Origin of the sequence: Haloarcula sp. CBA1127 (genome assembly GCF_001485575.1) — an archaeon.
In the GTDB taxonomy this organism is placed as follows: domain Archaea; phylum Halobacteriota; class Halobacteria; order Halobacteriales; family Haloarculaceae; genus Haloarcula.
Genome location: NZ_BCNB01000006.1, coordinates 2644676 through 2665783 on the forward strand (window position 1 = coordinate 2644676; position 21108 = coordinate 2665783).

25 protein-coding genes are annotated in these 21108 nt (G+C 62.5%); 11 read left to right on the top strand and 14 right to left on the bottom strand.

Features of this window, described 5'->3' with window-relative positions:
- Positions 1 to 30: 30 nt before the first annotated feature.
- From AV059_RS17770 to AV059_RS17805, 8 genes are all read right to left on the bottom strand, one after another.
- The gene (locus AV059_RS17770; protein ID WP_058996624.1) at positions 31 to 771 is read right to left on the bottom strand and encodes a DUF6293 family protein; all 741 of its coding nucleotides are present in this window, start codon (positions 769 to 771) and stop codon (positions 31 to 33) included.
- A gap of 93 nt (positions 772 to 864) precedes the next feature.
- Positions 865 to 1509, bottom strand: a complete 645-nt coding sequence (gene leuD, locus AV059_RS17775; protein WP_058996626.1) for a 3-isopropylmalate dehydratase small subunit — start codon at positions 1507 to 1509, stop codon at positions 865 to 867.
- Entirely contained in the window at positions 1506 to 2927 is a 1422-nt protein-coding gene (leuC, locus tag AV059_RS17780) for a 3-isopropylmalate dehydratase large subunit (protein WP_058996629.1), read from the bottom strand. Before leuC ends, leuD begins: the two co-directional genes overlap by 4 nt.
- Entirely contained in the window at positions 2924 to 3196 is a 273-nt protein-coding gene (locus AV059_RS17785; protein WP_058996631.1) for a hypothetical protein, read from the bottom strand. Before AV059_RS17785 ends, leuC begins: the two co-directional genes overlap by 4 nt.
- Complete coding sequence (ilvC, locus tag AV059_RS17790) at positions 3189 to 4220, bottom strand: ketol-acid reductoisomerase (protein WP_058996632.1); 1032 nt, start codon at positions 4218 to 4220, stop codon at positions 3189 to 3191. Before ilvC ends, AV059_RS17785 begins: the two co-directional genes overlap by 8 nt.
- A complete protein-coding gene (ilvN, locus tag AV059_RS17795) occupies positions 4213 to 4800 on the bottom strand; it encodes an acetolactate synthase small subunit (RefSeq protein WP_005535182.1) in 588 nt (195 codons plus the stop codon). Before ilvN ends, ilvC begins: the two co-directional genes overlap by 8 nt.
- 14 nt (positions 4801 to 4814) lie before the next feature.
- Positions 4815 to 6572 carry a biosynthetic-type acetolactate synthase large subunit gene (gene ilvB / locus AV059_RS17800; protein WP_058996633.1) on the bottom strand — a complete coding sequence of 586 codons (1758 nt, stop codon included), beginning with the start codon at positions 6570 to 6572 and terminating at the stop codon, positions 4815 to 4817.
- A 345-nt stretch (positions 6573 to 6917) separates the two neighbouring features.
- Positions 6918 to 8162 (bottom strand): LeuA family protein, encoded by a 1245-nt coding sequence (locus AV059_RS17805; RefSeq protein WP_014039970.1) that lies wholly within the window; start codon positions 8160 to 8162, stop codon positions 6918 to 6920.
- Between the two features lie 127 nt (positions 8163 to 8289).
- On the opposite strand from AV059_RS17805, the gene AV059_RS17810 reads away from it, so the two are divergent.
- The gene (locus AV059_RS17810) at positions 8290 to 8592 is read left to right on the top strand and encodes a DUF5779 family protein (protein ID WP_058996638.1); all 303 of its coding nucleotides are present in this window, start codon (positions 8290 to 8292) and stop codon (positions 8590 to 8592) included.
- Positions 8593 to 8661: 69 nt separating this feature from the next.
- Here AV059_RS17810 and AV059_RS17815 read toward each other — a convergent pair whose 3' ends face one another.
- The 3 genes from AV059_RS17815 to AV059_RS17825 form a co-directional block, all read right to left on the bottom strand.
- On the bottom strand, positions 8662 to 9987 hold the full coding sequence (locus AV059_RS17815) for a hypothetical protein (protein WP_058996640.1): 1326 nt from the start codon (positions 9985 to 9987) through the stop codon (positions 8662 to 8664).
- Positions 9988 to 10117: 130 nt separating this feature from the next.
- Positions 10118 to 10396: a hypothetical protein gene (locus tag AV059_RS17820; protein WP_058996641.1), complete on the bottom strand. Its 279-nt coding sequence runs from the start codon at positions 10394 to 10396 to the stop codon at positions 10118 to 10120.
- A gap of 148 nt (positions 10397 to 10544) precedes the next feature.
- Positions 10545 to 11231, bottom strand: a complete 687-nt coding sequence (locus tag AV059_RS17825) for a VOC family protein (protein ID WP_058996643.1) — start codon at positions 11229 to 11231, stop codon at positions 10545 to 10547.
- Positions 11232 to 11352: 121 nt separating this feature from the next.
- Between AV059_RS17825 and AV059_RS17830 the strand changes: the two genes are divergently transcribed.
- Positions 11353 to 12033: a hypothetical protein gene (locus AV059_RS17830; protein WP_058996645.1), complete on the top strand. Its 681-nt coding sequence runs from the start codon at positions 11353 to 11355 to the stop codon at positions 12031 to 12033.
- A gap of 47 nt (positions 12034 to 12080) precedes the next feature.
- Complete coding sequence (locus AV059_RS17835) at positions 12081 to 12491, top strand: hypothetical protein (protein ID WP_058996646.1); 411 nt, start codon at positions 12081 to 12083, stop codon at positions 12489 to 12491.
- Positions 12492 to 12499: 8 nt separating this feature from the next.
- Here the strand turns inward: AV059_RS17835 and AV059_RS17840 are convergent, their stop codons facing one another.
- The gene (locus tag AV059_RS17840) at positions 12500 to 12709 is read right to left on the bottom strand and encodes a ribbon-helix-helix domain-containing protein (protein WP_004593281.1); all 210 of its coding nucleotides are present in this window, start codon (positions 12707 to 12709) and stop codon (positions 12500 to 12502) included.
- 44 nt (positions 12710 to 12753) lie between these two features.
- Positions 12754 to 12918, bottom strand: a complete 165-nt coding sequence (locus AV059_RS22520) for a hypothetical protein (RefSeq protein WP_195156672.1) — start codon at positions 12916 to 12918, stop codon at positions 12754 to 12756.
- 206 nt (positions 12919 to 13124) lie between these two features.
- Between AV059_RS22520 and AV059_RS22135 the strand changes: the two genes are divergently transcribed.
- On the top strand, positions 13125 to 13274 hold the full coding sequence (locus AV059_RS22135) for a rubrerythrin-like domain-containing protein (protein WP_154021045.1): 150 nt from the start codon (positions 13125 to 13127) through the stop codon (positions 13272 to 13274).
- 10 nt (positions 13275 to 13284) lie between these two features.
- Here AV059_RS22135 and AV059_RS17845 read toward each other — a convergent pair whose 3' ends face one another.
- Complete coding sequence (locus AV059_RS17845; RefSeq protein ID WP_058996648.1) at positions 13285 to 14460, bottom strand: Xaa-Pro peptidase family protein; 1176 nt, start codon at positions 14458 to 14460, stop codon at positions 13285 to 13287.
- Positions 14461 to 14594: 134 nt separating this feature from the next.
- On the opposite strand from AV059_RS17845, the gene crtD reads away from it, so the two are divergent.
- The 7 genes from crtD (at position 14595) to AV059_RS17880 (ending at position 20758) form a co-directional block, all read left to right on the top strand.
- Positions 14595 to 16082 (top strand): carotenoid 3,4-desaturase, encoded by a 1488-nt coding sequence (crtD, locus tag AV059_RS17850; RefSeq protein WP_058996650.1) that lies wholly within the window; start codon positions 14595 to 14597, stop codon positions 16080 to 16082.
- Between the two features lie 3 nt (positions 16083 to 16085).
- Positions 16086 to 16970 (top strand): prenyltransferase, encoded by an 885-nt coding sequence (locus AV059_RS17855; RefSeq protein WP_058996651.1) that lies wholly within the window; start codon positions 16086 to 16088, stop codon positions 16968 to 16970.
- A complete protein-coding gene (gene cruF, locus AV059_RS17860; RefSeq protein ID WP_058996653.1) occupies positions 16963 to 17844 on the top strand; it encodes a bisanhydrobacterioruberin hydratase in 882 nt (293 codons plus the stop codon). Before AV059_RS17855 ends, cruF begins: the two co-directional genes overlap by 8 nt.
- Positions 17845 to 17925: 81 nt before the next feature.
- The gene (locus tag AV059_RS17865) at positions 17926 to 18762 is read left to right on the top strand and encodes an HTR-like protein (protein WP_007188402.1); all 837 of its coding nucleotides are present in this window, start codon (positions 17926 to 17928) and stop codon (positions 18760 to 18762) included.
- 133 nt (positions 18763 to 18895) lie between these two features.
- A complete protein-coding gene (locus AV059_RS17870; protein ID WP_058996655.1) occupies positions 18896 to 19768 on the top strand; it encodes an ABC transporter C-terminal domain-containing protein in 873 nt (290 codons plus the stop codon).
- Entirely contained in the window at positions 19761 to 20402 is a 642-nt protein-coding gene (locus AV059_RS17875) for a hypothetical protein (RefSeq protein ID WP_058996657.1), read from the top strand. The genes AV059_RS17870 and AV059_RS17875 overlap by 8 nt, the downstream gene beginning before the upstream one ends.
- 32 nt (positions 20403 to 20434) lie before the next feature.
- Positions 20435 to 20758 (top strand): transcription factor S, encoded by a 324-nt coding sequence (locus AV059_RS17880; RefSeq protein ID WP_058996658.1) that lies wholly within the window; start codon positions 20435 to 20437, stop codon positions 20756 to 20758.
- Positions 20759 to 21108: the final 350 nt, after the last annotated feature.

Below are 21108 nucleotides of genomic sequence, written 5' to 3' on the forward strand. Positions count from 1 at the left end.
GAAGTAGTGACAGCGAGACCGACACCCGTTTCAGAGCTTGTGTCGGAAGGCGTGGAGGACATTCTCGCCGGTTTCAGTCAGTTCGATCTGTTTTGTCCGGCCGACATCGCTGACCGCGATGTAGCCGTCCTCAACCAGCGGGTCGACGATGTTGGCGTTCAACAGCGCGAACTTCGCCTTCTCGTTTGTCGGGTCGGCATCGGTGATAAACGAAAGGTCGGCGTCCTCGGCAAACCCGATGAGGTCCGACTTTTTTGCGGTGTAGGTGTCCGTGTTTGTCCGCTTGAGATAGTCCAGCACCGCAACTTGGTCACGAGAAATAGCTTCAATAGGATACGACGGGAGGACCTCCGCGCGCTCCATCCCTTGGGTGAGTGGCTCCGCAGAGACCGATGGGACGTGTTCCTCGGGATGGACGTAGTATGCCGTCGCCGCCGTCGCCATACACGCAATTGCGCTTCCGATAGCCGCCACCTTCGGCCCGCTCGAGACGTTGACGCGCACGATGTCTTCCGGATGGTCGGCTGTCAGCGTCGTGACCTCGGCCAGCACGTCGTAGAGGTCGTGTAAATCCGCTCGATGTAGTTCGACGTTGACGCCGTTGGCGTCCAGTTCCTCGACGAGTGCCTGCTGGTACGGCGTCAACCGTGACGGCTCTGTGGTCGCTGTGAGGAGGTACACGTCGTCAGCGTTGTGCTGGTGAATCGGCTCGGCGATTCGGTCACGCTCGTGCCCCAGCGGCGCGATGTGTATCTCCCGAATCTGGTCCATGCAGGAAGAACGCGCCCCGCATAGCTATTGGTCTTGCCATCTCCGAGACAGAAACTCCGTTCGCACAAACCGAGGTCGCGAAGCGACCTCGCGTCAATCGTCCGCTTCGATATCCGACCGCGTCTGATCGAGATAGGGCAACTCCGAGGCCGTCTCCTCGATAGCGTTCTGGTTGGCCTTCATCAGCGCCGTCGTGTCCCAGTTGCCCTCGACGAGGGCCTCGCGCTGGGCGCGGTCGACGCTGACATTGATTTCGTTGTCGCCGTAGGTGACAGTCTCCGCCCGTACGTCGACCTCAATCTCGCCGTCGGGGTTGTCATCGACCCACTGCTGGAGCGCGTTGATCGTCTCGTGGTCGGCGGTAACCGTCGGGATGCCAAGCGCCAGACAGTTCCCGGCGAAAATCTCGGCGAAGCCCTCGCCGATGATAGCGTCGATGCCCCAGCGCATCAGGGCCTGTGGCGCGTGTTCGCGGGACGAGCCACAGCCGAAGTTGTTGTTGACGACCATCACGTTCGAGTCCTGGAACTGCTCTTCGTTGAATGGATGGTCCTTCTCGTTGTCCTCGTCGTCGAACCGCAGGTCGAAGAAGGCGAACTCGCCCAGCCCGTCGAAGGTGACGACCTTCATGAACCGCGCGGGGATTATCTGGTCCGTGTCAATGTCGTTCCCGCGGATCGGGATACCAGACCCCTCAACGTAGTCGACTTCGGGGATGTCTTCAGTCGCGTCGCTCATGCTAGGGTCACCTCCTTCAGGTCGCGCACGTCAGAGACTTCGCCGGTGATCGCCGCGGCGGCCACCATCCGAGGGTTCATCAGAACGGTTCGACCGTCCTTGCTGCCCTGCCGGCCAACGAAGTTCCGGTTCGAAGAAGAGGCACAGGCTTCGTCGCCTTCCAGCTGGTCCTCGTTCATGCCCAGACACATCGAACAGCCGGCGTTGCGCCACTCGAAGCCGGCCTCCTCGAAGATGTCCTTCAGGCCTTCCTCCTCGGCGGCGCGCTGAACGCGCTGGCTACCGGGGACGACGAACGCTCGCACGTCGTCAGCGACCTCGCGGCCCTTGACGATGCGGGCCGCACGGCGGAGGTCAGGCAGCCGAGCGTTGGTACAGGAGCCAAGGAAGGCAACGTCGATGTCGTACCCTTCCATCGTCTCGCCGGGCTCGACGCGCATGTGCTCCTGAGCACGGCGGGCAGTGTCGACCTTGTCGTCGGCCAGATCCTCTGGGGCCGGAATCGGGTCGTCGATGCCGATGCCCTGGCCGGGCGTGGTCCCCCACGTGACGACGGGGTCCAGTTCGCTGGCGTCGATTTCGACCACGTCGTCGTACTCGGCGTCGTCGTCCGAGCGGATGGACTCCCAGTACGGCTTGAGTTCCTCGAATTTCTCGGGGTGCTCCTGGAAGTAGTCCGTCTCTTCGAGCCACTCGTAGGTGGTCTCGTCGGGGTTGACATAGCCCGCACGAGCGCCGCCCTCGATGGACATGTTACAGATGGACATCCGACCTTCCATGTCGAGGTTCTCGATGGTCTCGCCGGCGTACTCGTACACGTAGCCGACACCACCCTCGGTCCCGAGCCGACGGATGATTTCGAGGATGATGTCCTTGGCCTCGACGCCCTCGTCGAGTTCGCCGGTGACCTCGATCTTTCGGACCTTCTGTTTCTCCATCGCGATAGTCTGAGTCGCCAGCACGTCGCGGATCTGGCTCGTCCCGATACCGAACGCGAGCGCGCCGAACGCGCCGTGGGTAGAGGTGTGGCTGTCACCACAGACGATGGTCTTGCCGGGCTGGGTGATGCCCTGCTCCGGGCCGATGACGTGGACGATACCCTGGTCGCCCGTCGTCGGGTCAGAGAACTGGATACCGGCGTCACGGACGTTCTCTTCGAGTTCGGCCATCATCGTCTCGGCCGCGTCGTCACTGTAGGGCCGGTCCTGATTGGCGGTCGGGACGATGTGGTCGACCGTTGCGTGAGTCAGGTCAGGGCGCGCAACCTCAAGGCCGCGCTCCTTGAGCATCCCGAACGCCTGCGGACTGGTGACCTCGTGGATGAGGTGCAGCCCGACGAACAGCTGGTCCTGGCCGTTCGGCAGAGTCGTGACTTTGTGCTGGTCCCATACCTTGTCGTACAGCGTTCCCGAACTCATACTGACTCGTCCCGTCCTTCCGTTCCACGCTCGTACGCGCGGGTGACACCTTCGTCGGGCGCTTCGTGGTCGATGTCCTCCATCTTCTCGTCAGTCTCCTCCCCCTCCTCTGCGTCGCGTTCGCCGCCATCAGCGGCCACAACTGGGCCGCGGCGGAACACCGCGCCGAAGGTTCCGTTCGTCTCGGGGTGCGTGTGCTCAATGCTCCCCATCGTTGTGCGTGAGTCGCTCTGTTCGCCGTCCGTTGGATTTGTACGTTCGTTAGTCATCTGCTGGGGCTTCTGTCTTCTCTGCGTCGGCGTCCTCGCCCCACGCGAACAGGTCGCGCAGGTTCTCACCGACGGCTTCGATCTGGTGGTTCTGTTCAGCGTCGCGGTACTGCTTGTAGGCGGGCCGGTTGGCCTGGTTCTCGTTGATCCACTCGCGAGCGAACTCGCCGTTCTGGACCTCCTCGAGGATTTTCTCCATGCCCTCGCGGTCGATGACATCCTCACCGCGGGTCAGCCCGCCGTACTCGGCGGTGTCAGAGACGGAGTTCCACATCCCCATGTGGCCGCCCTCGTACATCAGGTCGACAATGAGCTTGAGTTCGTTCAGGCACTCGAAGTAGGCCATCTCCGGCGCGTAGCCGGCGTCGACCAGCGTCTCGAAGCCGGCTTTGACCATCTCGGTAACGCCGCCACAGAGGACGGCCTGCTCGCCGAAGAGGTCCGTCTCGACCTCTTCCTGGAAGGAAGTCTCGATGACGCCAGCGCGGGTACAGCCGACGCCCTTCGCGTAGGCCAGCGACTCCTGCTTGGCGTTGCCGGTCGCGTCCTGATACACCGCGATGAGGCCTGGCGTCCCCTCGCCGCGCTCGTAGGTCCGGCGCACGAGGTGGCCGGGCGATTTGGGCGCGACCATCGTCACGTCGACGTCTTCCGGCGGTTCAATCTGGCCGTAGTGGATGTTGAAGCCGTGTGCGAACTGGAGCGTGTCGCCGGCGTCCAGTTTGTCCTCGATGGCCTCGTAGACCGCGGGCTGGATCGTGTCAGGGACGAGCATCACGACGCGGTCCGCCTCACCGGCGGCCACGTCGGGCGTCTCGACACGGAGGCCCGCGTCCTCGGCGTCGGCCCACGACGAAGAGTCCTCGCGGAGGCCGACGATTACGTCGACGCCGGACTCGTGAAGGTTCAGCGCGTGGGCGTGGCCCTGCGACCCGTAGCCCAGCACGGCTACGGTCTCGTCGTCGATGGTCGATACGTCAGCGTCTTCGTCGTAGTAGACTGTTGTGGTAAGTTCGTCAGACATCTTTCTCTAGTGTTTTCGGGCCGCGTTCCAGTGCGGCGGCACCAGTTCGCACAATTTCCTGCACATCGAACTGCTTGAACGCCTCGATGGCGGCGTCGATCTTCTGCTTGCTACCCGTGATTTCGACGGTGACCGAGTCGGTCGACGCGTCGACGGCCTGGCCGTCGTACATATCAGCGACAGCGTTGACGTCGTCGGGCTTCTCGCCGCTGACTTTCACCAGCGCGAGCTCCCGACGGACGGCCTCGCCTTCGAGTTCCCTGACCGAAACGACGGGCACGAGCTTCCGCAGTTGCTTTTTCGCCTGATCGATCCCCGGTTCCGGCTCCTCGATGAGAATCGTCATCCGGGCTGTGTCGTCGTCGACTGTCGGCCCGACGGTCAGACTTTCGATGTTGAACTGCCGTCGGCTGAACAGCGCCGACACTTCCGACAGCACGCCCGGCCGGTGTTTGACCAGCGCGGACAGCACCGCCTGTCGCGGTTCGTGGGTCACTTCGGCCTCGGGGTCGACGCGGATTCCCTGCGTGTTGCGTCGGCCCTTCGGGCGCATCCGTTCGTCCGGCGCGGGGCCTGGCATTCCTCCAGTCATTGTTAGATCATGTCCAGATGGTCTTCGTTGAGCGCGAACTGGCCGTTGTCACCGCCGCTGGGGACCATCGGGAAGACGTTCTCCCCGGGGTCGATGTGGGCGTCGATGACGCTTGGGCCGTCGTACTCGCGTGCTTCCTGTATCGTCTCCTCGACGTTGTCGTAGGATTCGAGCGTGAACCCGCGTGCGCCGAAGGCCTCGGCGAGCTTGTCGAACTGCGGGATCCACGGGTACTCGGAGGCCATCCGGCGGCCCTCGTAGAAGCCGTCCTGCCACTGGCGGACCATCCCGACCGCCTCGTTGTTCAGGACGACGTAGGTGATATCGAGTTGCTCGCGCACCGCGACTGACAGTCCCTGCACGGTCATCAGGAACGAGCCGTCACCGTCGAAACAGACGACTTCCTGGTCCGGTGCGGCAAGTTTCGCGCCGATGGCAGCGGGCACGCCGTACCCCATCGTCCCGAGACCGTGGGAAGACACCCATGTCCGGGGCTCGGTGTACTCCCAGAACTGGGAGGCCCACATCTGGTGTTGGCCGACGCCGGTACAGACGATAGTGTCGTCCGGCGTCATCTCAGAGAACTGCTCGACGACGTACTGTGGCTTCAGCGGCTCGTCGTCGGGCGTGTCGTAGTCCATCGGGTACTCGTCTTTCCAGGTCTGGCACTGGTCGCGCCACTCGTCGGCGTCCGGCGCGCGCGGCATCGCGTCGAACAGCTGCCGGAGCACTTCCCGGGCATCCCCGATGAGCGGGTAGTCAGCGTAGACGTTCTTGCTGATTTCGGCGGGGTCGATGTCGATGTGGATGACCTCCGCATCGGGGGCGAAGGAGTCGACGCCGCCGGTCAGGCGGTCGTCGAAGCGCGTCCCGATGGCCAGCATGCAGTCGGTGTTGCTAATCGCCATGTTGGCGTAGCCGGTGCCGTGCATCCCGGCCCACTCGAGCGAGAGTTCGTGGTCCTCGGGGAAGCTTCCGATGCCGGGCATCGTCGTGATGACCGGAATCTCGTACTCCTTCGCAAACTCACGGAGCGCGTTTGAGGCGTCTGCCTTGATGACGCCGCCGCCCGAGAGAATGACCGGGCGGTCGGCTTCGGCTAGAGCTTCTGCGGCCTCCTGGACGTTTTCGTCGTCGGCCTCCTCCGGCACCTCATAGGTCTCCGGCGTCTCAGAGGAGCCAGGTTCGACCTCGGTTTCGCCCTGGGTCACGTCCTTTGGCAGGTCGACCAGCGTTGGTCCCTGCCGGCCGGCATCAGCGAGCGCGAACGCTTCGCTGACATCGTCGCCGACGGTGTCTGAGTCGGCGGCGAAGTAGCTCTCCTTTGTGATTGGCTGGGTGATGCCCACCGTGTCCGTCTCCTGAAACGCGTCGTTGCCGACGAACTCTGTCGGGACCTGCCCGGTCAGTGCGATGACCGGGTCCGAGTCCATGTTGGCGTCGGCGATGCCGGTCACGAGGTTCGTCGCGCCGGGGCCGGACGTGGCGAAACAGACGCCGGGGTCGCCGGTGACGACGCCGTACGCGTCCGCCGCGTGTGAGGCCCCCTGTTCGTGGGCCATCGTGACGTGGTTGATGTCGGAGTCGTACAGCGCGTCGTAGACGGGCATGATCGCGCCGCCCTGAACGCCGAAGACGTAGTCGGTCCCGGCGTTTTCAAGCGCTCGGATGACCGACTGCGCGCCCGTCGTAACGGGCTCCTGTTCGGTTTCTGGCTCCGCTTCTTCCTCTTCCTTGGGGACGGATGCGCGTTCGCTCATCGTGTCATCCCTCCGTCTGTTCGTGTTCGGGGTCGATACCGCGGTGATGTGTGTGCTGCGTGCATGACTGATGACTCTGTGGTGGTATGACGAATCGATTCGGCCGGGGGTGAAAAGGTAAAGAGAGGGGCTATAGTGCCCCTACAATACGCACGCCGAGAATAGCGGTCGCGGTGCTGGCGGAGGTTCGAACCTGACGCCCAGCAGCCGCGGTCATCACATCCGAATGCAGTTCGTCCCGAATAATAAACGTTCTGTGATAGTTGTTGGCGGGCAGCCGTTCGAAACCGGGTACTCACCGGTGGCTGCTCACTCGTAGTGACGGCCGGAAGCGAGGTCATTGGCCTACGCCCGGACCTCCTCGCTCTCCTCGGTCACGCCGATCTCCTCGGCGAACCGTTCAAGCACCGACATGGTGACCTGCTCCTCCGCGCCGTACTCCTTGACGCGGCGAGTCACTTCGCGGACCTCCGCCTCGGTCGGGTCGTAGCCGGCATCGACGAGCCGTTCCCGAACCGAGTGGGCCCCGGTGTGCTTGCCGAGCACAAGCTCACGCGTGGCGCCGACCATCTCGGGAGTCATGACGCCCGGCTCGAACGTGTCGGAGTTCTCGATGACACCGGCAGCGTGGATGCCGCTCTCGTGGGAGAAGGCGTTACGCCCGACGACGGGCTTATTCGCCGGCACCCCGATGTCGGACTTCTCCTCGACGATCCGCGATAGCTCCGTGATGCGGGTGGTGTCGATTCCGGTGTCAACGTCGTAGAGCGACTCCAGCGCCATCACGACCTCTTCGTAGGCCGCGTTGCCGGCGCGTTCGCCGATGCCGTTGACCGACACTTGCGCCTGGCTGGCTCCGGCCTCAAAGCCGGAGATGGCGTTGGCCGACGCCAGTCCGAAGTCGTCGTGCGTGTGCACGTCGATATAGGCGTCGGTGCAGTCGTCGACGATCTCGATGAGGTCGTAGAACCGCCGCGGCGTGGCGACCCCACACGTGTCCGGAATGTTGATCCAGTCCGCCCCCGCCGCGGACGTGGCCTCGATGACTTCGACGAGGAAGTCCTCGTCAGTCCTCGTGGCGTCCATCGGCGAGAACATGCATTCGACGCCCGCATCTTTGATCATCTCGACACAGTCGACGGCAGTGTCGAGTGCCTCCTGACGGGTCGCGTGCATGGAATCCTGCAACTGTACGTCCGACGTCGAGACGAAGGTGTGGACCATGTCCACACCAGAATCCAAGGCCGCCTCGATGTCTTTCTCGACCACACGCGCCAGTCCGCAGGTCGTCACTCGCGTGGACTCGGCGATGTCGCGCACTGCCTCGAACTCCGCGTCGGAGTTGACGGGGAACCCGGCCTCGATGACGTGGGTGCCCATCTCGTCGAGCAGCGCGGCTATTTCGCGTTTGTCCTCGTAGTTGAACGACGTACGTGGTGACTGCTCACCATCGCGCAGCGTGGTGTCGAAAATCCGTGCGTCTGTTATCTCAGACGTGGAATCCAGTGTGCCCTGGAAGAACTCGATCCGCCGGAGATTCCGACGTGCCCTCGTTGTTGGACATAAGCACCCGTAACTGGATGCTTCCACTATTTATACTTGTTCATAAGGCGGTGATGCGTGCACACGGCACACAGGAACAACCGCGGCCAGCGTGACTGCCGCGCGTCAGACGGCTTGGGGAGGATTTTTGCTCCATCCGCGCGTGTGTGTGTCCATGAGTGATTTCGAGGGCCTTGACCTGCAGGCCGTGGAGGACCAGATGGATGAGGACCGTGATGGGGCCGGTAGCAACCGCGTCGTGCTCGGCGTCCTTGACGGGTCGGAATCGCCCGACCAGTGGATCGATACCATCGAAAACGGGTCCGTACTGGTCCTCAATGTCGAAGGTGACCTGAACGAACTCGCCGCCGGGTTCGCCCGACCGGTCCGGGAGGCCGGCGGCGAGCTGATGCACTTCCGCGGGTTCCTGATTGTGACGCCGCCGGGGGTCAGTATCGACTCCGAGCGGCTAGAGTGAGACAGCGGCCGCCCACTTGGTGGCGAGACGCGCTGTGCAGACTGTGACGTTGCCAGCTACGTATGGGAGTCATTCCTCGCCGACGACTGTCCGGTACACGGCGGGATACTGTTTGAGCTTCGCTCGACCGAGAAGCGCATAGAGGTACGCATCGAGTCGCTCGCGCCACATCGGCTGTTCGTAGCTGCCTGCAAATCCGACGACAGCGACCTGCAGGTCCTCGATGGCCCGGGCCGCCTGGCGGGTAAGTAAGGGTGGCGGGTTCGAGCCGATGACCTGCTCGTGGACGCGGCGGGCGCGACGCTTCTCGGCGAGGGCGTGCCCCGAATCGAACCCCTCGTCGCCCTGCTCCACGACGAGGTGATCCACCGCGAACTCGTGGGCCCGAATCCGGGCGACACCTTTCGAGAGCCCCACAGCAGTGCTGACGAGCAGTTCGTCGTCGACATCGATGGTCCACGGAATCGGGACGCCGGAGTCAAAGCACCATCTAGCGAGGTCCCTGTGGGCGACCTCGTACGGACCGACCGACTCCGGGTCGCTGACCCCGTATCGGGACTCTACTTCCTGGGTTGTCGGTGTGCCCTCAAGTTGGGTCCGGAACTGGTCTGCCGCTGTTTTCAGTTGCTCTGCATAGGGGGTGGCGGACCCGCTACGCGTCTCGGCCAGCAGGCCCCGGAACCGCTCGGCGGTCCGAACGTAGACCTGTGCCCTCCGGACGTTGGCCATGAGGGTGCCGTACTCGCGCGGCTTGAAGCTCCCGGCGTTGTTGTTCTCGACGCCCTTAGCCACGGGCTCCATACCGTCCCAGGTCGCCAGGTGCTTACCCATCATGGCCTCCTGTTCGATACGTAGATACCACGCCAGGTCAGTTCCCGGGTCGTCGACGAGGTACGGCGTGATGTCACTTACCACCTTTTGGCTCCGGTCTCGGAGGGCAATCGCCTGGGCCGCACGCGCCTGGAGGTCAGCGTTCCCAAGTTTGGCCCGGGCCTCGCCGAGGCCTTCTGCCGCGAACTGGAGTCCATACGTTGCGTCGAAGAGCGCTTCGTTCGTGTTGCCGTCCCGGAGTGCTTGGCGTGCGTCCTCCAGCCACCCCCCAGCACCGCTGAAATACTGGTTCGTGTCGAGTTGCGACCAGAGCTGTTCAGCCTCTTCGGTGGTTTCTGCGAGCAGGTCAATGGCTTCCTGTGCGTGGGACTCAGTCACCGTCGGCTGCCAGTGGGCGGACACTTCCGGCGGCGTCGGGTAGTGTTTCGTCGCCTCATCGGTCAGGACATCCGGCAGTGCTGCCGGCTTTGTGAGGCCGACGGCGACTGTACCCGCCGCAGCACAGAGGCTCCCGAGACCACCTAGTAGTCGCCGTCGGCTAAGCGTTGGAGGAGCGGGGACCATCTGGACAGTCAGGCTGTAGCCAACTCCGGCCGATAAAAGTATCTAACATCCGACCTTTTGCCGGGCAACGACAAATAGACAGACCGTTCAGCACAATAGACGCGGTCTGGACGGTCCACCTATGATTCGACTACGGTGAGAGAAGTCGCTGCAACAGTCCGTTCCACACGCGAATGCCGTGGTTCCACGCTTGCCAGTAGGTGTCGAAGAACTGGGGTGAACCACTGTCAGTGTGGCGCGGTCGGGTCGTAATCTGCGTGTGGCACTCCGGGCAGCGGTAGTGCGTGCTACCACGCCGTTCGACCACAGCCCAGTCACCGTCGTACCTGCTCTGGTGCCCACAGTCCGGACAGAACAGCGTCGCCTTCGCGGGGACATCGTGTTCAGTCCGGGAGTCAGTCGGGGACATCCTCGACTCAAACGTGGCTCTCGATACGAAAAGAACCTACCTATGAGGGCCCTATACGGCTACTAGTACAGGGGATGGTCATTATATTCGCACCCAGCGAGTGCATCCCCGAGTATCACTGGGCGGCCACGCCGACACCAGCGGCCGCCTACGCTGACACCAGCGTCAGGTAGTGGCCGTCCGGGTCCCTAATTCGGACCCCCTCTTCGACCGATGTGACCGAGAGCGCGTCGTCAGCGACCTCTCTGGCCGTCGATTTCGGGTCCTCGGCGACGAGGCCGAAGTCGACGTGGACGCCGCCGCGGGCGTCGGCGATACCGAGCCGTGGTGACCACAGTTCCAGGTCGAGGTCGCCGGTCGACAGCCTGACCCGGCCTTCGTCACGGCTGTCATCAACCAGTTCGAACCCCAGCGTGGTGTAGAACTCCACCGCCGAGGACAGCCCCTCGACTTCGAGGACAAGTTCGAACAGGCCAGTGACGCCAGCGCCGTCGACCGCCCGCTCGCCGAGTTCCACGCAGTTGCCCTGCGGGTCATAGAAGTATAGCGACCGCGCGTCCCCGAAGGTGTGTTCGACTAGGTCGAAACGCTCGTCCAGCCGGTCGGACCAGTCGTCGTACTCCCGCTCGGGAATCGTGAGCGCATAGTGGGTGTGGAGCCCGCCGCGTGGAACTGTTCCCGGCGCGCGGAGCCTGAGTTCGGTGTCGCCGGCCGCGAGCACGGCCTCGTCTGGCGTCGCTGAAACGACGTCGAGTTCCAGAAAGGCCTCGTAGAACGCCGTCGCACGGTCTGGGTACTTCACCTCTAGCGTGAGCCAGGCGGGCGATGAGAGCATATCGGCGCTTCGACCGCCACCGACAAAGCCGCTGTGGAGGCTGGTACACAGGCAAAACAATCCCAGCTCGCGTGTTTCCCGTTCTCAACCATTTATTCGCGTCAGGCTCGTACAGAGGCGTATGCCACTCAAAGATCAGGACGAAACCGCAGGCTGGATGGAGACGAACCGCTGGGAGCGCGGTGTGAGCTACATACCCTATCCCGACGAGATGATGGTCCGGGCGAGTCACGTTCTCAAGACGGATGCCGGCGTGTTCGTCGCCGACCCGATAGACGTCGACGGTATCGACGACCTGTTCGCGGAGTTCGGCGAGGTGGCTGGCGTCGTCATTCTGTTAGACCGGCACAAACGCGACAGCGCCGCCGTTGCGAATCGACACGACGTGCCGGTGTATATCCCTGACTGGATGTCGGGTGTCGAAGAAGATATCGACGCACCGGTCGAACGTATGCATCAACAACTACCGGGCACGGACTACGGCGTCCACAAGATTATCGACAACACGTTCTGGCAAGAGGCCGCGCTGTACGGCGACGAGGACGACACGCTGGTCGTCCCCGAAGCGGTCGGGGCGGCGGACTACTTCCTCGCCGGTGACGAACGCCTCGGCGTCCACCCGATGTTGCGCCTGTTCCCACCCAAGAAACTCACGCGGCTTGACCCCGAGCGAGTGCTGGTCGGGCACGGAGAAGGTGTGATGGAAGACGCCGCCGAGGCCATCGCTTATGCGCTTCGCGGGTCCCGCGGCCGAACGCCGGGGCTGTACGCGAAGAACCTCAAGTCGCTCGTGCTCGGCTGAATCGGGTCAAACGACGCCGTTTTACCCAGGCCGTGCGAAAGCATAGCGTGGTCTACGTCACACGCGGACTCGTCGAAACGCTGTTACGGCTCGCCAGCGAGGCCGAACCTGACGAGGTGACGATTTCGCTGGCCGTCACGCCTGCAGAGGAGCTTCCTGATGCGGATCTACCGGACGAGACGCCGGTATTCACTGATTTTTATCTCCCGTCAGCGGGGGCCTCAGTGAATGCAGTGTTTGGCGTCGATCTGGGGACGCCGGCCGGCCAGACGCAGGGTCGGTTCGTCTCTCATCCCGACGGATACATGGGTGTTAGCAAGACCGACGACCTGCACGAGGTGGTCTTCGTCGGCATCCCGCCGTGGGACATCGACGCCTTCGGGGCCTTCGACAGAGCCGGGCAAGCGCAGGAGGTCACGGTTCTCGACATCGAGCCGCCCGAGAAGTATCCGCAATAGCGACCGAACTACTCCAGATAGCCCAGGTCCCGCAGCTGGTCGGTGATATCCTGAAACTGCGCTTCGGTCAGTTCTCCTTCCCGCTGGTGTTCAACGACGATACTCCGGAGCAGGAACCGGACGAGGTCGGACGTACTGGAGAAACTCGTCCCTTCGATGGTCTCTTCGACGCGCTCCGCGAGGTCCTTCGGAATCGATACTGTGGTGTAATCAGCCATATCGACACGGAGGTTTGCCTGCGGGATATGCGTTGTGTCCCAGTTTAGCGCGGGTCCCTGGCCTCAGTGTCGAACTGGCCCATCGTGGCGTGATTGGTCGGCGAGAACATTTTCGGCGCGCGGCGGGACTTGCTCTCCGCGTTGTCAAAGGGCAGCGTGGTTGTCGGGTACGAGTCCTCGTTTCGGGGGGTCGTGATTCGTGTTGTCATCCTGGGGGTCGTGTCGGCCGGCGTCTGTGGTTCGTGGGCAGTGCAGTGTGGGGGTCGCGTGCAGGGCGTACGTCGGATACAAGCATTGAGTACCATCACCTTTCGACCCATTCATAATAAATGTTCATGATGGAGTTGCGGAAAATACAGGTGCATGGTAACAAGTATCTTGACAAAGGCAGTCATAGCTTGAAACGGTGGCCAGAATGAAACTGCTACCCAGACTTTCGGGACTATTCGACACGGACAGCGGCGATTCGACTCGCATGCGCTATGAGTGTACGCTCTGTGGGACCCGGACCGAGGACGCCAAAGCGGCCTGTCCGTCCTGTGGCGGCCAGATGGAACGGCTCTAAAACGGCGGGCTCAGACGATTAGCTGGATCTCGTACTCGGTCAGGTTTTCGTAGCCGTCGGCAGTGACGACGGCGATGTCCTCGATTCGGACCCCGCCAACATCGGGGTCGTAGAGGCCGGGCTCGATAGTGACGATGTGCCCCGGTTCGAGTTCGCTGCCGTTCGGTGCCAGCCGTGGAAGCTCGTGGACGTCCAGCCCGACGCCGTGGCCTGTGCTGTGGATGAATCCCGTCTCCGTTCGGTCGTCGTCACGCAGCGTCGGTTCGCCGGCATCCTCGTACACGTCACAGACCGCGTCGTGTACGTCCGCGCCGGTCGCGCCGGGTTCCAGCGCGTCGAACGCGGCTTCCATCGCACGCTCAGTGAGGTCGTACCACTCACGCACCGTCTCGCTTGGTTCGCCTTTCACGAACGTCCGCGTCATGTCGGCGTGGTACTTCGTCGCCTTGTCCTGCGGGAAGATGTCGATGATAACCGGCTCGTGAGCGACGAGCGGCCCGCTCCCAGAGTCGTGAGGGTCCGCAGCGTCCGCGCCACAGGCGACGATGGTCTCGTCCAGCGAGCAGCCGTGCCGGAGCAGCGTCACCTCGATCTCCTCTTTCACCCGCTCGCTCGTCAGCGTCTCGCCGTCGACTTCGAGCGTGTCGTCTTCGGCGATATCCGACGCTTCGAGCAGCGATTCAGCGGCCTCCATCGCCGCTTCGTTGGCCCGCTGTGCCGTCCGGACGTGGTCGACTTCTGTCTCAGTCTTGGTTGCCCGGATCTCCGTGACGATACCGTCGGTGTCTGCCGACACGTCGACACCACGTTCGCGCAGGCTGTCTGCGGTCCGGAGCGGGAACCGCGGCGGGACGGCCACGCTGTCTACGTCATAGGCCGCGAGGAAGTCCGCGAGAACGTGTGAAACGGCCTCGTCAGGGCCGTACTCCTCGACTTTGCTCTGGTGGTCGAAATCGACGTAGCGTTCGACGGTCTCGGCCCGCGACTCGCGCTTGGCTCGGCCGAATTCCAGACTCCGCGGGAAGAGCAGATGTGTGTCACCGTCGTACAGCGTGATGAACGGGTCCGGCGCGTCGAAACCGGAGAGGTAGTACTGGTCTGACACCTCAGAATCCGCATCGAGGAGGTAGCCGTCGACGCCGGCGTCATCGAGATATGCGTCCAGTGCTGAGAGATCAGGTTCCATACGTGTCAGTCTGTTCCCCATCCCCATATACGTCTCCCACTGAGCCGCTCGATGTCCCGGTATATGACCACGAATGTCATACCGATGCAGTTTGGCCGCTCATTTATTGACGTTCCAGCCCCTCAATACTAGTAATGAGTGACTTGTCCGGTGAAGACGTGACTGTCGTCGGTGGCGGCATCGGTGGGCTCTCCGCTGCGTGCTACCTGGCGGACGCAGATGCGAACGTTTCGTTACTGGAGAAAAACGAGCAGCTTGGGGGCCGCGCCTCCCGGCTAGAGGTGGATGGGTTCCGGTTCGACATGGGTCCGTCGTGGTATCTGATGCCCGACGTGTTCGAGCGGTTCTTCGCGTACTTCGGGAAGGAGCCACGCGATTACTACGACCTCCAGCGGCTCGACCCGCACTACCGCATCTTCTTCAAGGACGGCGACCAGATCGACGTGACCGGCGACAACGACGAGATGGCCCAGAAATTTGAGGAGTACGAACCCGGTGCGGGCGAGGCGTTCGAAGAATATCTGTCGACCAGCGAACGCCACTACGAGACAGCAATGAACAAGTTCGTCTACGAGGACCGCTCGGAGCTGCGCGACTGGGTCGACCTCGACGTCATGACTGCCGCGCCGGTTGGCCTCCAACTCATCGGCACGATGCAGAGCCACGTTGAGGACTACTTCGAGCACCCGAAGCTCCAGCAGATCATGCAGTACACGCTGGTCTTCCTCGGTGGCTCTCCGCGGACGACGCCAGCGCTGTACAACATGATGAGCCACGTCGATTTCAACCTCGGCGTCTACTACCCCGACGGCGGCGTCGGCGCGGTCGTCGATGGCCTCGTCGAACTCGGCGACGAACTCGGTGTTACCTACGAAACCGATGCCGAGGTCGACGAGATTTCCCGGCGGAAGGATGGATTCCTCGTCGAGACGGTCCACGGCGACACGACCCACCCCGACGAAGTGGTCGTCAACGCCGACTACGGCCACGCCGAACGGGAACTCCTTCCGGACCATGAGCGCCAGTACGACGACGACTACTGGGAGGACAAGACGTACGCACCGTCGGCCTTCCTCATGTACATGGGCGTCGAGGGCGACGTGGAGCCACTGAAACACCACACGCTCGTCCTGCCGACGGACTGGGACCCCCACTTCGACGATATCTTCGACGAGCCCGCGTGGCCCGACGACCCGGCGTACTACCTCTGTGTGCCCTCGAAGACCGACGACACCGTCGCCCCAGACGGGCACTCGAACCTGTTCGTTCTGGTCCCTATCGCGCCGGGCCTGCACGACGGCGACGAAATCCGCGAGGAGTACCGCGAGAAAGTGCTTGCCGACATCGCTGACAACACCGGCGTCGACCTGCGCGACCGCATCGTCTACGAGAAGCAGTTCGCCGTCTCCGACTTCGGCGAGCGGTACAACGCCACGGAGGGCACAGCACTCGGGCTGGCACACACGCTCCGCCAGACCGCCCTGTTGCGGCCCAACAACCGCTCGTCGGCCGTCGACGGGCTCTACTTCACGGGGTCGTTCACGACGCCCGGAATCGGCGTGCCGATGTGTCTCATCAGCGGCGAACACACCGCAGAGGCGCTCATCGAGGATATCGCCTGAGTAATGCCCGAACTCCCGACCGACCGCATTACCGCCGTCATTCCGCCGGAGGAGACGCTTGTGGGCTACCTGCTGCGGCTCTCCCGGCCGCGATTCTGGCTCTACCTCGGCGGCCCGGTCATCGTCGGTGTCAGCTACGCGGCTGACGGCCCGGGAGAACTGTTCTCGCTGCTGGCTATCGCGCTGTTTCTGTACTTCACCATCCCTGGGAACGTGTTCCTCTATGGCGTCAACGACATCTTCGACGCCGACATCGACGAGCACAATCCCAAGAAAGACGACGGCCGGGAAGTCAGCTACCGTGGGGACAGCGCTATCACGGCCATCGTCGTCGCCAGCGGCGCGCTCGCGTTACTGTTCGTCCTCGGACTGCCGACGCTCGGGGTCGTGGCCTTGCTCGCCTGGATTGGGCTATCTATCGAGTACTCGGCCCCGCCGCTCCGGTTCAAGACGACGCCGTTTCTGGACTCCATCTCGAACGGCCTGTACATCCTGCCCGGTGTCATCGGCTACGCCGCTATCGAAGGGGTGGCCCCGCCAGCGACAGCGGTCGCCGGCGCGTGGCTCTGGGCGATGGGGATGCACACCTTCTCGGCGATTCCCGATATCGAACCCGACCGCGAGGCTGGCATCCAGACGACGGCAACGTTTCTGGGCGAGTCAAACACGTACTACTACTGCGTGATGTGCTGGCTCATGGCCGCGTTCGTATTCACGTACACACACTGGGTGTTCGGCCTGATACTGCTCATCTATCCCGGCCTCGTCTTCGGGATTCTCGGCATCGGCGTCGACATCGACGAGGCGTACTGGTGGTATCCCGCGATCAACACCGTTGTCGGGATGGTTTTCACGCTCATCGCGCTGTGGGTGATGCTGTATGGGTAGTGGCGAAGACAGAACGCTGGCGGGCTGGACGCTCCCGGAGACAAAAACCGACGCGACCGCGCAGTTCGACCAGTTCGTCACCGAGAACCGATTTACCATCGCCGTCGTCTTTCCGCTCGTCGGCGCGGTGACCCTGCTCGCGAGTGCCGAGGGACTCCTGCCGGACCCGCTCGCGTTCAATCCCTACTTCGTCCTCTTTGGCACGTTCGTGATGCGACTCCCGCTAGTCGCCGGCGTCTTTCCGCTTGTGGACCGCCGGGCCGGGCTGGCGCTAGTCGCGTTGACGCTCTACTCGTACGGCATCGAACTCATTGGCGTCCAGACCGGCTGGCCCTACGGCGAGTTCAGCTATGGCGTCGACCTCGGCCCAATGCTGCTCGGTGCGGTACCGTTCGGGCTCCCGGTTTTCTTCTTCCCACTAGTCCTGAATGCCTACCTGCTCGTCCTGCTGTTACTTGGCAACAGGGCGGCGTCAACCGCGGTTCGGCTGCTGGCGACGCTGGCGACGGTCATGCTCGTCGACCTCGTGCTCGATCCGGGGGCCGTGGCAATCGGCTTCTGGATTTACGAGATGCCACAGTTCTACGGCGTCCCGTGGCAGAACTACGCCGGGTGGCTCCTGTCGGGGTCAGTCGCTGTCCTGCTGTTTGACCTCGGGTTCGACCGTGCAGGGCTCCGCCAGCGACTCCGGGACTGCCCGTTCATGCTCGATGACCTGGTGAGTTTCGTCCTGCTGTGGGGTGGTATCAACCTCTTTTACGCGAACTGGGTGCCGGTCGGCCTGGCTGCGCTGCTGGGGGCTGGCCTCCTCTGGACGGACCGCTTTGACTTCGACCTCTCGGAAACCCGGCTCGGCCGTGCTGTCCGGTGGTGACTTCGTGGCTTGCTGTTGCCCGCCTGTCACGACCGCCGAAACAGGCCAAGCGTTTAAGCAACCGCGTAGGTAGGTGGACGTATGGATCGAATCCCGTTTGGAATCCGCCAGCTTGACTCCATCATCAACGGTGGAGCGCCTGCGGGGAGCGTCGTCCTGCTCTCCGGCGAGGCCGGCGCTGGCTCCCGGGAGTTCATGCATACGAGCGCACTCATCAACGGGCTCGAACAGGTAGACACGGAGCTGCACGACCTCTACTACGGCGACCGCTCGCCCGACGCTGTCGCCCCGGACGAGGTCCACTACATTTCGTTTACGACAAACGAATCGCAACTGGTCAGCGAGATGCGGCTAGCGATGGACGACGATGTGGTCGACAAGGGGAGCCGGGCGGTCGAGTTCCACGACCTCTCAGAGCGATATTTCCACATCAGCCCAGTGCCACGGGAATGGTACGCCAGCGAAACCGCATCGATTACCGACCTCCGGGCGCGGCACGAGCGAGAGGACCTGCTCGGGACGCTCGGCATGGTGCTGAACGAGGTGGCGGCGAACAACCTCGTCGTCATCGACTCGCTATCGGATCTTGTCAGCGCCATGGGTGAGGAAATCGAGTGGTCGGACATCAGCTCACTCGTTCAGGGGCTTCAGAAGGCGGCCCATCAGTGGGGCTGTCTGCTCCTCTTGCACATTAATCCTGAGACGCTGTCGACGGTGCGACACGGGCAACTCGTTGACGCCTCCCACGGCACGATGGAGTTCGCGTGGGAATCCGGCGGCTCCACCCGCGCCCGAACCCTCGTCGTCCAGCAGTTCCGTGGCGTCCTCTCACAGATCGAGGACGAGGACATCGTTCAGTTCGAGACTGAACTGGGCGATGCCGGCTTCGACATCAGCGATGTGCGCAAGATTCGATAGCGATAGTCGGCGGAACAACTGGCTGTAGCTGTCGACACAGAACAACGAGAGGGCTGCTGCGTGGTCGCTTCCACTCTCGGTATCTGAAATCGGCGGTAAACCCTTATCAGTGTTGTTCGTCAAGGATGTCGTAATGTCCTCCGAGTCGACTGATGACGGGGGAGTGTACGTCGAGCTATCTGCAGATCTAGACGAGTGGCTGACCGAGCAAGCCGAGGCACTCGGCGTGCCTCGCGACGCCGTCATGGAGCAACTGCTGGCCGCATACATGACAACAGCCGATTCGGACGGCGAAATGAGCGACCACCTCCAGCCGTCGTCGGACGAACTGGATGCCGTCGTCGCCGCAACCGTGGACGAGAAGCTGAACGGCTCAGTCGAAGCGGCGACCAAGAGCGCTGTGAGTGCCCAGGTCCCCGATATCGTCGACACGGTGGAACGCCAGCTTGCCGATCGGTTCGATGCGCTCGAAGCGGACTTTCAGACGAAAATCGACGACGTTCGCGAGCGCGTTGTGCAGGTCAAACGAGAGACTGACGAGAAAGCACCGGCCGACCACAGCCACGAGGAGTTCGACCGCATCGATGCACTCTCACAGGAGATTGACGCGATGGAGGCGGAACTCACCGCGCTTCAAGATGACCTGAGCGAATCGCTCGAAACGCAGGACGAACGAGTCGCCGATATCGACGCCCGTCTCGACGATGTCGAAGACAAACTCACCCGCGTCGCCTGGGTCGTCAGCGACCTCCGCGACGACCAGGGCGGCCGGGACCAGAACCAGAAAGCAGTCGACCGACTGAAACGCGCCGCGGCACAGGAGAATATCTCGACGGCACGGTGTTCAAACTGTGACGAGCAGGTCGATATCGGGCTCCTGACCGAACCCCAGTGTCCGCACTGCAACACGACGGTGTCAGACGTGCGACCCGAGGGCGGCATTATCCGCTCGAAGGCGCGGCTGGTGGCCGCAGCACAGCTTGAACCGGGCGAGACCAATGAGTGACGACGAACGAGACCCCTTCGAAGAACTCGATTCCGGCGACGACCGCGAGGGCGACCCGTTCGAGCGCCTCGATGCGGGGCCTGACGACGCGGACGACTCGACAGACGCACGCCAGCCACCCGACGATGGCTGGACCGACATCGAATCGAGCGACGAATCGACCGACGAGGCGTCCGAGACGGGTCCCAGTGCAACCGATGGTGATGATGACGACCTGCTCTCGGCCGTCGACACCGAAGAGTTTCGTTCAGATTCGGCAACTAACTCTGACAGGCCGCTTTCTGGGTCGTCACCCAACCCGGACGACCCCTTCTCGGGAATGGACGAGCGCGGCGAGGACCCCTTCGGAAGCGGCGAGAGCGCGTTCGAGCGGGTCGATGTCGACCACATCGACGCGGATAAGGTGTGGGCGGAAATCGCTGCGGACGACGATAGCGAAACCACGCCAGAGAGCCGATACGCGGAGGTGTCGAAACACCGCTACTGCGAGCAGTGTGAGCACTTCTCCGCACCGCCGAACGCACACTGCACGAACGACGGGACCGAAATCATGGAGTTCATCGACATGGAGACGGTCCGACTGCTGGACTGTCCGGTCGTCGCCGAGCAACACGAAATCGAGGACGAGCAGTAACGGCTTTTTGTTTCGGTGTCCGACGAGCGTGTATGCAGTTCTGCGACGACTGTGGTTCGATGATGCACGCCGATGGTGACGAGATGGTCTGTCAGTCCTGTGGCGCGCGGGTCGCGAAAGACGAGGACCGCGCGGCGGCGTTCGTCAGCACGGACGAACAGAGCGGCGACGAACTGATAGAGACCGAAGAAGGGTCAAACTTCGAGGGGAAGCCCACGGCCGACGACGTGACCTGTGAGGAATGCGGACACGGAAAAGCGTGGTACACGATCAAACAGACCGGGTCAGCCGACGAACCGCCGACGCGGTTCTTCAAATGTCAAGAATGTGGCCACCGATGGCGAGAGTACAACTGAACCTCTCCTCAGATATGTCTTAGTAGTGAATCCAGAATTCAGAGCGTTAGATTCCGCGATATACAAAGAGGGCGAATAGGACGCCCAGTGTCAAAGAGATAGCTAATCCGTATAGATCCTCAGTGAATATTTGAATTATTAATGAAGAAGAAATTGTAACAAACGCCCATACTACAAGAGCCAGCTTGATACGTAGATACTCACCACCTATTTTATCAAATCCATCAACCATATGACCACTCCTGCTCTGTGAGTATTAAAACAGGACTGTTTCAACGCAACTTTCGCTACCCAGACGGTGTGTAGAGAGCCTGGTATGTAGCAGTGTGAGGGCATGATTTGCGGTAACA

What these genes read in the sequence shown, in the direction of transcription:
- AV059_RS17770 (WP_058996624.1), bottom strand. Translation starts at nt 771, where the DNA reads ATGGACCAGATTCGGGAGATACACATCGCGCCGCTGGGGCACGAGCGT.
- leuD (WP_058996626.1), bottom strand. Translation starts at nt 1,509, where the DNA reads ATGAGCGACGCGACTGAAGACATCCCCGAAGTCGACTACGTTGAGGGG.
- leuC (WP_058996629.1), bottom strand. Translation starts at nt 2,927, where the DNA reads ATGAGTTCGGGAACGCTGTACGACAAGGTATGGGACCAGCACAAAGTC.
- AV059_RS17785 (WP_058996631.1), bottom strand. Translation starts at nt 3,196, where the DNA reads ATGACTAACGAACGTACAAATCCAACGGACGGCGAACAGAGCGACTCA.
- ilvC (WP_058996632.1), bottom strand. Translation starts at nt 4,220, where the DNA reads ATGTCTGACGAACTTACCACAACAGTCTACTACGACGAAGACGCTGAC.
- ilvN (WP_005535182.1), bottom strand. Translation starts at nt 4,800, where the DNA reads ATGCCAGGCCCCGCGCCGGACGAACGGATGCGCCCGAAGGGCCGACGC.
- ilvB (WP_058996633.1), bottom strand. Translation starts at nt 6,572, where the DNA reads ATGAGCGAACGCGCATCCGTCCCCAAGGAAGAGGAAGAAGCGGAGCCA.
- AV059_RS17810 (WP_058996638.1), top strand. Translation starts at nt 8,290, where the DNA reads ATGAGTGATTTCGAGGGCCTTGACCTGCAGGCCGTGGAGGACCAGATG.
- AV059_RS17815 (WP_058996640.1), bottom strand. Translation starts at nt 9,987, where the DNA reads ATGGTCCCCGCTCCTCCAACGCTTAGCCGACGGCGACTACTAGGTGGT.
- AV059_RS17820 (WP_058996641.1), bottom strand. Translation starts at nt 10,396, where the DNA reads ATGTCCCCGACTGACTCCCGGACTGAACACGATGTCCCCGCGAAGGCG.
- AV059_RS17825 (WP_058996643.1), bottom strand. Translation starts at nt 11,231, where the DNA reads ATGCTCTCATCGCCCGCCTGGCTCACGCTAGAGGTGAAGTACCCAGAC.
- AV059_RS17830 (WP_058996645.1), top strand. Translation starts at nt 11,353, where the DNA reads ATGCCACTCAAAGATCAGGACGAAACCGCAGGCTGGATGGAGACGAAC.
- AV059_RS17840 (WP_004593281.1), bottom strand. Translation starts at nt 12,709, where the DNA reads ATGGCTGATTACACCACAGTATCGATTCCGAAGGACCTCGCGGAGCGC.
- AV059_RS22520 (WP_195156672.1), bottom strand. Translation starts at nt 12,918, where the DNA reads ATGACAACACGAATCACGACCCCCCGAAACGAGGACTCGTACCCGACA.
- AV059_RS22135 (WP_154021045.1), top strand. Translation starts at nt 13,125, where the DNA reads ATGAAACTGCTACCCAGACTTTCGGGACTATTCGACACGGACAGCGGC.
- AV059_RS17845 (WP_058996648.1), bottom strand. Translation starts at nt 14,460, where the DNA reads ATGGAACCTGATCTCTCAGCACTGGACGCATATCTCGATGACGCCGGC.
- crtD (WP_058996650.1), top strand. Translation starts at nt 14,595, where the DNA reads ATGAGTGACTTGTCCGGTGAAGACGTGACTGTCGTCGGTGGCGGCATC.
- AV059_RS17855 (WP_058996651.1), top strand. Translation starts at nt 16,086, where the DNA reads ATGCCCGAACTCCCGACCGACCGCATTACCGCCGTCATTCCGCCGGAG.
- cruF (WP_058996653.1), top strand. Translation starts at nt 16,963, where the DNA reads ATGGGTAGTGGCGAAGACAGAACGCTGGCGGGCTGGACGCTCCCGGAG.
- AV059_RS17865 (WP_007188402.1), top strand. Translation starts at nt 17,926, where the DNA reads ATGGATCGAATCCCGTTTGGAATCCGCCAGCTTGACTCCATCATCAAC.
- AV059_RS17870 (WP_058996655.1), top strand. Translation starts at nt 18,896, where the DNA reads ATGTCCTCCGAGTCGACTGATGACGGGGGAGTGTACGTCGAGCTATCT.
- AV059_RS17875 (WP_058996657.1), top strand. Translation starts at nt 19,761, where the DNA reads ATGAGTGACGACGAACGAGACCCCTTCGAAGAACTCGATTCCGGCGAC.
- AV059_RS17880 (WP_058996658.1), top strand. Translation starts at nt 20,435, where the DNA reads ATGCAGTTCTGCGACGACTGTGGTTCGATGATGCACGCCGATGGTGAC.